The sequence below is a fragment of the Flavobacterium piscis genome, from assembly GCF_001686925.1.
Classification (GTDB): domain Bacteria; phylum Bacteroidota; class Bacteroidia; order Flavobacteriales; family Flavobacteriaceae; genus Flavobacterium; species Flavobacterium piscis.
Genome location: NZ_LVEN01000044.1, coordinates 100,629 through 112,478, shown reverse-complemented (window position 1 = coordinate 112,478; position 11,850 = coordinate 100,629). Strand labels below are relative to the sequence as shown.

Annotated in this window: 10 protein-coding genes and 1 pseudogene; 7 read left to right on the top strand and 4 right to left on the bottom strand. The window is 33.4% G+C overall.

All coding sequences use genetic code 11. The features are described from left to right. Window positions 1-36 precede the first annotated feature (36 nt). A complete protein-coding gene (locus tag FLP_RS20190) occupies window positions 37-1,227 on the bottom strand; it encodes a DUF5009 domain-containing protein (protein ID WP_065451299.1) in 1,191 nt (396 codons plus the stop codon). 116 nt (window positions 1,228-1,343) lie between these two features. Between FLP_RS20190 and FLP_RS20185 the strand changes: the two genes are divergently transcribed. Beyond that, a complete protein-coding gene (locus tag FLP_RS20185) occupies window positions 1,344-2,081 on the top strand; it encodes a tyrosine-protein phosphatase (protein WP_065451298.1) in 738 nt (245 codons plus the stop codon). On the opposite strand, the gene FLP_RS20180 is transcribed toward FLP_RS20185, so the two are convergent. Beyond that, a complete protein-coding gene (locus FLP_RS20180) occupies window positions 2,082-3,500 on the bottom strand; it encodes an undecaprenyl-phosphate glucose phosphotransferase (protein WP_065451297.1) in 1,419 nt (472 codons plus the stop codon). Between the two features lie 118 nt (window positions 3,501-3,618). On the opposite strand from FLP_RS20180, the gene FLP_RS20175 reads away from it, so the two are divergent. The 5 genes and pseudogenes from FLP_RS20175 (at window position 3,619) to FLP_RS20155 (ending at window position 8,354) form a co-directional block, all read left to right on the top strand. After that, the gene (locus FLP_RS20175; RefSeq protein WP_317044555.1) at window positions 3,619-4,611 is read left to right on the top strand and encodes a T9SS C-terminal target domain-containing protein; all 993 of its coding nucleotides are present in this window, start codon (window positions 3,619-3,621) and stop codon (window positions 4,609-4,611) included. Window positions 4,612-4,702: 91 nt separating this feature from the next. Beyond that, window positions 4,703-6,565, top strand: a complete 1,863-nt coding sequence (locus FLP_RS20170; protein WP_065451296.1) for an ABC-F family ATP-binding cassette domain-containing protein — start codon at window positions 4,703-4,705, stop codon at window positions 6,563-6,565. A gap of 110 nt (window positions 6,566-6,675) precedes the next feature. Further along, window positions 6,676-7,045 (top strand): annotated as a pseudogene (locus tag FLP_RS20165) (four helix bundle protein). A gap of 79 nt (window positions 7,046-7,124) precedes the next feature. Continuing rightward, window positions 7,125-7,580, top strand: coding sequence for an FKBP-type peptidyl-prolyl cis-trans isomerase (locus FLP_RS20160; protein ID WP_065451490.1), 456 nt, complete (start codon window positions 7,125-7,127; stop codon window positions 7,578-7,580). 231 nt (window positions 7,581-7,811) lie between these two features. Next, on the top strand, window positions 7,812-8,354 hold the full coding sequence (locus tag FLP_RS20155; RefSeq protein ID WP_065451295.1) for a DUF4564 domain-containing protein: 543 nt from the start codon (window positions 7,812-7,814) through the stop codon (window positions 8,352-8,354). A gap of 106 nt (window positions 8,355-8,460) precedes the next feature. Here the strand turns inward: FLP_RS20155 and FLP_RS20150 are convergent, their stop codons facing one another. Beyond that, window positions 8,461-10,011, bottom strand: coding sequence for an SDR family oxidoreductase (locus FLP_RS20150; protein WP_065451489.1), 1,551 nt, complete (start codon window positions 10,009-10,011; stop codon window positions 8,461-8,463). A 151-nt stretch (window positions 10,012-10,162) separates the two neighbouring features. Here FLP_RS20150 and FLP_RS20145 point away from each other — a divergent pair, with 151 nt between their 5' ends. Further along, on the top strand, window positions 10,163-10,954 hold the full coding sequence (locus tag FLP_RS20145) for an O-methyltransferase (protein WP_065451294.1): 792 nt from the start codon (window positions 10,163-10,165) through the stop codon (window positions 10,952-10,954). 55 nt (window positions 10,955-11,009) lie between these two features. Here FLP_RS20145 and FLP_RS20140 read toward each other — a convergent pair whose 3' ends face one another. Further along, window positions 11,010-11,669, bottom strand: coding sequence for a DUF6565 domain-containing protein (locus FLP_RS20140; RefSeq protein ID WP_065451293.1), 660 nt, complete (start codon window positions 11,667-11,669; stop codon window positions 11,010-11,012). Window positions 11,670-11,850: the final 181 nt, after the last annotated feature.

Sequence of the window (11,850 nt, the reverse complement as noted above, 5' to 3'; positions counted from 1 at the left end):
CAAATAAACCCATAAAACTTTGCGGTTAAGCCATCTCTATAAATGCAATTGAATTTTATACTTATTACATAATTTCATCACAAACAGCATAATAGTCGAAAATACCAACGCCCAGAGAATTCCCGGAACTCCTTCGCGAAAGTATCCCGGAATAATATGAATATTAAAAGCTTTGCAGAAATAATAAATTACGCCGGGTAAAATATAAATCAGTAAAGGATTTGCTGCTGCAGGCATAAAGAAATTACTCCATTTGGTGATCTTTTTAATCTCCATTAACCAGTACAGAAAATAGAATAATACGGTACAGATTGCCGCAGAAAACATCGTCCAGGATGGCGTTCCTTTTATTTTTGAAATTCCAAAATAAGGTCTTAACAAATATCCTGTTACAAAAAATAAAACGGCAAAACCTATTACTGCCCAGTTGATTTTGGCAGCTACTTTTCGGTCAAAAAACAATAACGAAATTATTACTCCTGCAGCAACTAATGCGGCGTGGGTTAAATGTCCGGCAATAAAACTCAACCAGGACGTTTGCTGTATAAAAGATCCTTCGGTTAAATTGATTGTATTTGCTGCTACACAAACAATTAAGAAGGCAATCATTGCCCATAATTTTCCTGAAACCAGCCAATAATAAATTACTGTAAACAAATACGCCCAACCTATTAAGCCCAAAATACCCCACCATTTTGGCGTCATTCCTATTTCGCCCGTATCCCGAACATATAAAAAATACAACGCAACCAAAACTAACATTCCGCCATATTGCAATGTGTTTTTTAACCAAACCGGAAAATCTTTACCATATTTATTCCAGATCGGGATTGGCATTGCATAAGCTAAAAGTCCCCAGAAAACTGGCGCGATAATCATTTTTGAAGCATCATAACCATACTCTGCATTCACCATAAAAACACCAATGATAATTAAAGCTAAAGCCCTTTTTAAAGTATGCGTCCAGATTGTTTTGGCACTATCTCTTTTGAGTAATCGGGCGTTAAAAGCAAACGGAACAGACATTCCTACAATAAATAAAAAAGCAGGAAAAACAACATCTACAAAAGTCATGGCATCAGCATCAGCCGGCATGTGTTTCATCCATTGCGGAACATTTGAAATACTGGCCAGCTCATTTACGAAAATCATAACAAATATTGTAATTCCACGTAAAGCATCAATAGAAACAATCCTTTGATTGTATAGATTTTCTTTAATTTTCATAAAAAAGTAGGTTTATAGCAATCTCAAATATAATATAATTCTAAAATGTTCGGTTACATTTGTTACATTAAAAATTTAACCCTCACAAATTATTCTCATTTACATACTTTTGCAATATGCTATCCTTTTTAAAATCAAAACCGTTTCTTAAAGATCTTCTTTCGAATAATTACGTTGATATTCATTCTCATTTAATACCGGGAATTGATGATGGTGCAAAAAACATAACTGACACAACAAAACTTATCACTGCATTTCAGGAAATTGGAATATCCCACATTATTACTACCCCTCATATAAGTCATTATATTTATACTAATTCTTCGGAAACTATTACTGTAAAACATAAGGAAACAGCATTGTTTTTAAAAGAAAATAATATCAAAATTCCTTTTCAGGCTGCTGCCGAATATTTTATGGATGATTGGTTTGAAAGTCATTTTAAAACCGAAAAATTGCTCACCTTAAAAGACAACTATGTATTGGTTGAAATATCGTACCAAAGAGCTCCAGTACGATTATACAAGACAATTTTTGAATTGCAGGTTGCAGGATATATTCCGGTTCTGGCCCATCCGGAGCGTTATTTATACTATCGAAAAGACTTTGGTGAATATGAAAAACTAAAAAAAGCGGGATGTTTATTTCAGCTCAATTTGCTGTCTACAGTAGGTTATTATGGAGAAAGAATAACCAAAATCGCAGAAGAGCTCCTTAAAAAAGGAATGTACGACTTTGCAGGAACTGATGTGCATCATATGAAACATGTTGCTTCATTGGGGCAAAAAATAAAAATTGACAGTATTTCGAATCTAAAAGAAGTGATCGATAACAATCAGTTTTTTAAACTTTAATTAATAGGCGTTCTCTTCGCCTTTGAATATATTGATGATTGTTTTGATGATAATTTTTATATCGAGTAATAAGCTCCAATTTTCGATGTACCAAATATCATATTCGACTCTGCTTTCCATATCGCTTAATATTTTTGTCTCGCCGCGAAAACCATTCACCTGTGCCCAGCCTGTAATTCCGGGTTTAGCATATTGTCGCACCAGGTAATTATTGATTAAATCACTGTACTCTTTTGCCAGATTTACCATGTGCGGTCTTGGTCCTACAACAGACATATCTCCCCATAAAACATTAAAAAACTGCGGCAGTTCATCTATACTTGTCTTACGAATAAAAGAACCAAATTTAGTAATACGGCTATCTCCTTTTTCTGCCTGTTTTCTATGTGCCAGACCATTAACATACATACTCCTGAATTTCAAACACATAAAAGACCGATTGTCACGTCCTGAACGTTCTTGCTTAAAAAAGATAGGTCCCGGCGATTCTATTTTAATAATCAGCATTATAATTGGAAACAGCCACGGAAAAACCAATAAAATGACAAAAGCCGCAAAACAAATATCGAATACTTTTTTTATGAGCCTGTTTACAGGAAATTCTAAAGGTTCTGTTCTGAACATTAATACCGGAGTGTTTTCATAAAAAGAAACCTCGACTTTGCTTGATTTTGTGTACAGCTGAAAATCAGGAATAAACTTAATCCGTACCATGTTTTGTTCGCAAATGCGCGTTAATTCGTTGATTACTTCAATATTATCAATATGCAAAGCCACATACATTTCATCGACTTTTTTTTCGATAACGAATTCCTGAATTGCCTTAAAACCTCCTAAAACCGCAGTGGGATTTACAATTGCTGTATCTATTTTTTCATCAAAAAAACCTAAAAAGCGATATCCATATGTTAAATCCCTGGCGAGTATTTTGCGGATTTTTTCTCCTGAGGGATTGGCTCCCACCACAATAAAAGTTTTAAAATTATACCCTTTTGCCCGAATATATTTTAAAAGCTTCATTGATAAATATCGACAGACCATCAACAATACGAAGAAAAACAGATAAAAATAACACAATCTCAATCTTGAAATATCTGTATAGTTTAAGTAAACAACAAAAATTGAGATTAAAGCGGCATGAATGATTAACTTTTTTATGGTTCTGACCAATATAGATTCTATAGGCTCGACCCTTATACTTCTGCTGGAATCGTTTTGAAGTAATAGTCCTACCCAGATTAAAATTGCCAACAACGCAACTGTTCTTTCTTCTTTGGATAAAAGCTTGTCTAAACTGCCAAATCTGGCCAACGCAGAAAGTACTGTGGCCATATTTAATAACACTACATCCACAGCCACAAACAAAAGTTTAAAATAGCGTGAAAAACGGTAATGTGACAATCTTTGTAAAATTTTCATACTAGGGAATTATACTTACAAATATTAAATAAAAATCTGATTAATCAGCACCGCAAAATACCATTTTAATTATATTTTTCAACAGTATTTTAAAGCTATTCTTTAAAACTTTACTTTTATGTTATGCAAATTTAATATTGCAGCCATGATAAAAACGATTTTCTTTTTTTTCCTGATTTTTTCATCGGGTTATGCTCAAATTCGAGGTTGCACAGATCCTCTTTCTAAAAACTATAATCCGGACGCAACAGTAAATGATGGAAGCTGCTTGTACAAAAATTTTAAAATAAAAGCGGACTACTCTGTAAGACTTAGCGATTCGCTTAAGGAAACTTCAGGATTAATTGCTTTCGACAATTTATTATGGACACATAATGACGATCACGACAAAACGATCTACGGATTAGATTCTTTGGGCAAAATCAGGAAAAAGATTGTATTAGACAAAGTAGTAAACCATGATTGGGAAGAGATTTCTCAGGACAGTACTCATTTATATATAGGTGATTTCGGAAATAACGCTTCGGGAAACAGAACGGATTTGAATATTTTAAAAATTGAAAAAAAATCTTTTTTAGAAGGAAATCCAAGCATTGAAAGCATTTCCTTTCGATATGCTGATCAAACTGATTTATCTGCTAAAAAACCAAATACTACCAATTTTGATTGTGAAGCCTTTATCGTTTCAAAAGACAGTATCTATTTGTTCACCAAAGAATGGCGCTCTTCTAAAACCAATATATATGTTTTACCCAACCAATCAGGCAATCACGTTGCACAACTAAAACATACGCTTGACACTAAAGGTTTGGTTACCGGCGCAACTTATTTAGAATCAAAAAAACTCGTTGTACTTTGTGGCTATTCTAAAATTGGAAAACCTTTTTTATATCTTTTATATGATTATAAAAACAATGATTTTTTATCCGGGAACAAACGCAGGATTACTTTAAAATTCCCCATTCTTCAGATAGAAGGAATCGCGACTCAAGATGGCTTGCATTATTATTTAACCAATGAATCTTTGGTTCGAAAACCTATTATTAATGTTCCGCAGCAAATTCATCGCATTGATTTAAGTCCTGTTCTTAATTCCTATCTCCATAAATAATTCGCAAATAGCGATATAAAAGTTTACTTTTGCAAAAAAGTTATGTTTTGCAAAACATTCTTAACTTATAATTTATAACACCTAGTTTATAGTGAATTACTTATCTGTAGAAAATATATCGAAGTCATTTGGCGAAAAAACGCTTTTTGACAACATTTCATTTGGAATCAATAAAGACCAAAAAATTGCTTTTATTGCCAAAAATGGTTCTGGAAAAACAACCATTATGAGCATTATTAATGGTTTAGACGAACCAGATACTGGTCAGGTAGTTTTAAGAAAAGGTATTAAAATGGCTTTTTTATCGCAAAACAACAATTTGCAGGAAGAATTGACTATCGAAGAAAGTATTTTCGCCTCAGATAATGAGACTTTAAAAGTAATTGAAAAATACGAAAAAGCACTTGAAAATCCGGATGACGAAGAAGCTTATCAAAAAGCTTTTGACGGAATGGACCAGCATAATGCTTGGGATTTTGAAACGCAATACAAACAAATTCTTTTCAAACTAAAACTGGAAGATTTTAAATTGAAAGTAAAAAATCTTTCGGGTGGACAAAAAAAACGTCTTTCATTGGCGATTATCCTAATCAATCGCCCTGATTTATTGATTCTGGATGAACCTACCAACCACCTTGATCTTGAAATGATCGAATGGCTTGAAAGTTATTTTGCCAAAGAAAATATTACGTTGTTTATGGTTACGCACGACCGTTTCTTCCTGGAACGTGTTTGTAACGAAATCATTGAATTGGACAACGGAAAATTATACCAATACAAAGGAAATTACTCGTATTACTTAGAGAAAAAAGAAGAGAGAATTAACTCTGAAAATGCCAGCGTTGACAAAGCAAAAAATCTATTTACAAAAGAATTAGAATGGATGCGCCGTCAGCCAAAAGCGAGAACGACAAAATCGAAATCGCGTCAGGATGATTTTTATGTAATTAAAGAAAAAGCGCAAAGTCGTCGTCGCGAAAACAAAGTCGAACTTGAAATTAATATGGAACGTATGGGAAGCAAGATTATCGAGCTTCACAAAATTTCGAAAAAATTCAAGGAGCATGTTATTCTGGACAACTTTAGTTTTGATTTTCAACGTGGAGAACGTATTGGAATTATTGGTAAAAACGGAACCGGAAAATCAACCTTCTTAAATCTCCTTACGGGAACACTTCCTCTAGATAGTGGTCGTGTTGTAAAAGGCGAAACGATCAAAATTGGTTATTATACACAATCCGGAATCAATCCGAAACCAGGACAACGTGTAATTGATATTATCAAAGAATACGGAGAATTTATTCCGCTTTCAAAAGGAAGAATGATTTCGGCTTCACAATTGTTAGAGCGTTTTCTTTTTGATGCCAAAAAACAATACGATTTTGTAGAAAAATTAAGTGGTGGAGAATTAAAACGTTTGTATTTATGTACTGTTTTAATTCAGAATCCTAACTTTTTAATTCTGGATGAGCCAACAAACGATTTGGATATTGTTACGCTAAACGTTTTAGAAAGTTTTCTTTTAGATTATCCGGGATGCTTATTAGTAGTTTCTCACGACCGTTATTTTATGGATAAAATTGTCGATCATCTATTCATATTTAGAGGGCAAGGTGTTATTGAAAATTTCCCAGGAAACTATTCTGATTTCAGAGCCTACGAAGACAGTGCCGATGTAGCTCAAAAAGAAGAAAACAAAGCCGAAAAGAAAGACTGGAAACAAAACAATCCAACTGGAAACCTGACTTTCAACGAGCAAAAAGAATATCAAAAACTAGAAAGAGAAATTAAAGATTTAGAAATTGACAAAACTAAAATCGAACAATTATTCTCTGACGGAAAAGTAGCAGATGCTGATATCGAGAAAAAAGCAAACGAATTACAAAACATCATCAATAAAATAGATCAGAAAGAAGAACGCTGGTTCGAGCTTTCGGCTAAGATTGAGGGATAGTTTTTTTAGTTTTCAGTCTCAGTGACAGTTTTCAGTTTGATATTGTAAATACAACTTTCTTAAAAGTAATCTTTTTCTTTCTTTTTTTTATTTTTGTAAAAAAGAAAGAAATGGATTTTAAGGAATTGTTGGCTTATAAAAAGTCGTTTGAACTTGCGATGGAAATTTTTGAACTTTCAAAAGATTTTCCAAAAGAAGAAAGATATTCATTAACTGATCAGATAAGACGTTCTTCAAGAAGCGTTTCAGCAAATATTGCAGAAGCATATCGAAAAAGAAGATATGTAAATCACTTTATAAGTAAATTGACTGACAGTGATGCCGAAAATTCAGAAACTAACGTATGGTTAGAATATTCACTTAAATGCGAATATATCAATCAGGAAAAATTTGACATCCTGAACATGAAAAATATTGAGATTGGAAAACTTATCAATTTATATGATCAACAATCCGAATAAATTTGGATGTAGTATTTAATATCCTCAAAACAAAACTGAAAACTGAGACTGAGACTGAAAACTTTATTATATTAGCCCCCTTAAAAAATCCACATTTTATGAAATACCTTTTAACTTCATTACTAGCGTTAACGCTTTTTATTTCTTGTTCAAAAGATGAACAAAAAGATTATACTGCTGAAAACGAAAAAGAAATCACTGATTATATTGCAAAAAATAAACTAACAGCTCAGAGAACTGAATCTGGTTTGTATTATGTAATCGATGTTCCGGGAACAGGAACTCAACCTACTGCAAAATCAAACGTTACTGTAGCGTATAGAGGTGCATTTACTAACGGAACTGTATTTGACCAAAGTAATTCAGACGGAGTTTCTTTTAACTTATATGAAGTTATACCAGGCTGGACAGAAGGAATTCCTTTTTTCAAGACTGGAGGAAGCGGTATTCTTTTAGTCCCTTCAAGACTTGCTTACGGAAATGGTGGAAGGGACAAAATTCCAGGAGGAGCAGTACTTATTTTTGATGTTAAATTGATAAAAGTTAACAACTAAAACAACAACTTTACAACTTATATAAAGCCACAGCAGATTTAAATTTGTTGTGGCTTTCTTATTTCTATCCAAATAATGACTGATGATATAATCCCAAAAAAGTGCTATCAATTTTATAAAAATAAGAATTGTATTATATAATGATTATGAAAAATTGTGTAAATACTAAATTAATCTATTTTACGAGCTTTGTTAAAGTGAAAATGAATTCACAATTTAAATATACATAAAATGGAAAATTTACATAATCCTGATGGAACAAAACGCGAAGTATTAACTGGAATGTTTTCAGATCGTGACAGCATCGAAAGAGCTTACACAAATTTAAATGAAAGAGGATATACTAAGGACGAAATAAACCTTATCATGTCAGACGAAACCAGAAAAAAACATTATTCTGACAAAGATGATCATTCAGAATTAGGAACAAAAGCAGCCGAAGGTGCAGGAACAGGATCTGCAATTGGAGGAACAATTGGTGCTATTGTAGGTGTTGTTGCTGCTTTAGGAACTAGCCTTGTTATTCCCGGATTAGGACTAATCATCGCTGGTCCGCTTGCTGCAGGATTAGCCGGTGCTGGTGCTGGAGGAATTACAGGAGGTTTAATTGGAGCTCTTGTAGGATCAGGAATTCCTGAAGACAGAGCAAAAATTTATGAAGACGGAATTAAAAATGGCCACGTAGTTCTAGGCGTTCACCCACGTAATAGTGAAGATGCTGAATATTTGGAACAGCAATGGCAAGCAAATAATGGTGTAAATATATACAGATAATCTATTTGCTTTTTATAAAAAACCACAACAGAATTAAATTTTGTTGTGGTTTTTTTTGGTTCAGGCAGAAAAACTGAAAACTGCGACCGGGACTGAAAACTAAAATCTACCAAGGAATCGGGTTGTAATCTTTCAGAAACTTTCCGCACCAATGCTTTCCGGTATTGATTCCGTCAAACAAAGGATCCATAACACGTGCAGCGCCATCAACAATATCCAATGGCGGTTGAAAATCTTCTAATTCCTGTTTCTTTTTGGCCAGTTCGGCAGGATCTTCATCTGTTACCCAGCCGGTATCAACAGCGTTCATAAAAATACCATATTTGGCCAAAGTTCCAGATGACGTATGCGTTAACATATTCAAAGCGGCTTTTGCCATATTAGTATGTGGGTGACGGTCTTCTTTAAAAAAGCGATGAAACTTCCCTTCCATTGCCGAAACATTTATAATATGTTTTTTACCTGTATTATCTTTTTTCATTACTTCCGAAAGTCGGTTGCATAATACAAAAGGTGCAACGGAGTTTACCAATTGCACTTCGATCATTTCTGTAGTTTCTATTTGTCCTAAACGCAAACGCCAACTATTGGTTTTACGTAAATCGACTTGCTGTAAATCGGCATCGAGTTCTCCTTCCGGAAAAACTTCATTAGCGACCAATGCATTATCAAAAGAATACGGAATTTGAGACAATTGAGCCGAAGCACGCAAACCAATTCCAGGTTCAGGTCCGTGCCAGGTTACCGGCATATTTTCATTAGATGAAGCGCCACTTGTCAGCATTTTCAATTCATCCAGACAATTCAAATGATCTCCTAATAATTCCTGCGCTTGTTTAGGCAATGCATTTATTGGTAATGCTTCATTTTGCATTAAATGCGAATAAAATCCAGCTGGGCGTCTCACGGTTTGGGCGGCATTATTAATCAAAATATCAAGGCGTTCGTATTTTTGTTCAATAAAATTGCAAAAAATCTCTACACTTGGTATATGTCGCAAATCTAAACCATGAATTTTTAAGCGATGTCCCCAATCCATAAAATCCTCTTCTTTCGCAAAACGCAAAGACGAATCGACCGGAAAACGGGTTGTAGCAATAACAGTTGCTCCTCCACGCAAAAGCATTAAAGTAATATGATAACCAATTTTTAAACGAGAACCGGTAATAATAGCAACTTGCCCTTTTACATCGGCTGTCTGGAAACGTTTGGCATAATTAAAATCACCACAATCTGTACACATCGTATCATAGAAGTGATGCATTTTAGTAAATTCTGTTTTACAAACGTAGCAATTTCTTGGAGTTTCGAGTTCTAATTGTTCTTTATGGGCAAGATCATTTAGAGCCAGTAATTTCGGCGCTACAAAAATACTTGCTTCACGCGCATGACGAATTCCGGTTTCTTTACGAGCGGTTTTGTCTTTCTTTTCTTTTTTTCGTTTGGCAGCCTGAAGTCCGTCTTTTACTCTTCGGGAAAATTCATCTCTATCAGGTCTCGAAAACATTCCGGCTTCTTTGATCAAAGCAATTCGCTGTTCTTTCGGAATATCAAATATCTGATCTGTATTAGAATTCAATTGTGCTAAAATAGCAATGCATCGATTAATTTCTTCAGAAGATATCTTACTTGTATCTTCTATTTCTTCCTTCAACATCATAAAAAACGTATTACTATTAGCTTAAATTAAAGTTGGCAAATATAGTGTTTTTGAATTCGGAAAGGTTTTAAAGAGAAAGCAACAAACTCTTCACTTTTGACTATTGATCATTATCTTACTATCTTCGCACACAGATGTAACTATTTCTATGCTATTTCAAATAAAATCTTATTTAAAATTCCTTTGGAATTCAAAAAACGAACACGGAGTTCATTCGCCATTCGTATTTAATTTACTAACGAAATGTTTTTACGATAAAAAGTCAAAACCGGAATATTCGATTCTAAAAAATTATAGAAAATCGCTTTTAAAAAATAAAAGTTTTATCGAAGTAACAGATTTTGGCGCGGGATCAAAAGTTTTTAAATCGAACAGAAGACAAATATCTAAAATAGCCAAGACAGCAGGAATCTCTTCAAGACGTGCCGAGTTACTTTTTAGAGTTACTAATTATTTTCAGCCTAAAAACGTTTTGGAAATAGGAACTTCATTAGGTTTAGCAACTTCTGCTTTGGCCTTAGGAAATCCAAAAGCAAAAATAATTACACTCGAAGGCTGTCCGGAAACAGCAAATCAATGTCAATTGCAATTTCAAAAATTCAATTTCAATAATGTAGATTCGGTAATAACTGAATTTGAAAATTATCTGCAAGACATCAAGCTGAGACTGAAAACCGAGACTGAAAATTTTGACCTGATATATTTTGACGGTAATCATTCAAAAAAAGCAACTTTAGCTTATTTCGATCTTTTATTAACCACTATAACCAATGATTCTGTTTGGATTTTTGATGACATTCACTGGTCTCCAGAAATGGAAGAAGCTTGGGAAGCGATCAAAAATCACCCAAAAGTCACCGTAACCATTGATACTTTTCAATGGGGTTTTGTATTTTTTAGATACGAGCAGGAAAAAGAACATTTTGTAATTAGGGCATAAAAAAAATGACAATCATTTCTGATTGTCATTTTAGTACTAATTCAAGAATACTTAATTATTTTTTAGCTTCTTTATTTTCTTCTGATTTTGCTCCCATTCTGTTAACAGTATACATTGGAGCAAATTTCAATTTTAAACCTGCGATTTTTCTATTATCTTCAGATGTAAGACCTTCTTTTTCAACTGTATTTTTACGGCTATCCAAAGCTTCATACATCAATTTCACTTCATCCCAGTCTTCACGAGTATATTTATCTTTATTATCCTCTACAGTATGTACAAATTGTTGGTATACACTATGAATATTTTTAGCGTTTACCCAGTCAAAATTCATATCATCACCAATTTTTCCTTCACCAAATAAGGCGTTTCTTAATTGTTGTTTTGGGCTTGGAGCCGGAGGGGCAAGAACGGTAGTCATTTCATTTTTGAACTCTTCGTATTTTACCTTACTTGCATTTATTTTTTCTGTTGCTGCAGAATTGTCTTTAAGATCTGCAAGTGCAGTTTGAGCTTCAGCAGCTTTTCTGTCATATTCAGCCTCAACAGTTGCCCAATCGGCTTTCAAATCATCAGCTTTTACATTTTTAACCGAATCCACGTAAGCTACGTAAGCATCGACTGTTTTTTGAGCTTTCTCTTGTTTTTCATCTTTACAAGATGTAAATGCTAATGCAATTAATGCAACTCCCGATAATAATTGTATGTTTTTCATAATTTTGATTATTTAAGATTAGATAACAAATATAGTTAAATTTTTAAATAAACTTAAATAATTATCATTTTTTTAATATTTAAAATTAAAATAATTCAACAAAATTTAATAAATATGATAATTATGTAAAAACATTTCACAATCATATAACAAGTTTTTAAATCAATGAAATATAATAGTA

Bases quoted from the DNA above. Each gene is read 5' to 3' on its own strand.
- FLP_RS20150 (WP_065451489.1), bottom strand. From the start codon at position 10,011: ATGTTGAAGGAAGAAATAGAAGATACAAGTAAGATATCTTCTGAAGAA.
- FLP_RS20180 (WP_065451297.1), bottom strand. From the start codon at position 3,500: ATGAAAATTTTACAAAGATTGTCACATTACCGTTTTTCACGCTATTTT.
- FLP_RS20140 (WP_065451293.1), bottom strand. From the start codon at position 11,669: ATGAAAAACATACAATTATTATCGGGAGTTGCATTAATTGCATTAGCA.
- FLP_RS20190 (WP_065451299.1), bottom strand. From the start codon at position 1,227: ATGAAAATTAAAGAAAATCTATACAATCAAAGGATTGTTTCTATTGAT.
- FLP_RS20155 (WP_065451295.1), top strand. From the start codon at position 7,812: ATGGAAAATTTACATAATCCTGATGGAACAAAACGCGAAGTATTAACT.
- FLP_RS20160 (WP_065451490.1), top strand. From the start codon at position 7,125: ATGAAATACCTTTTAACTTCATTACTAGCGTTAACGCTTTTTATTTCT.
- FLP_RS20185 (WP_065451298.1), top strand. From the start codon at position 1,344: ATGCTATCCTTTTTAAAATCAAAACCGTTTCTTAAAGATCTTCTTTCG.
- FLP_RS20145 (WP_065451294.1), top strand. From the start codon at position 10,163: ATGCTATTTCAAATAAAATCTTATTTAAAATTCCTTTGGAATTCAAAA.
- FLP_RS20175 (WP_317044555.1), top strand. From the start codon at position 3,619: ATGTTATGCAAATTTAATATTGCAGCCATGATAAAAACGATTTTCTTT.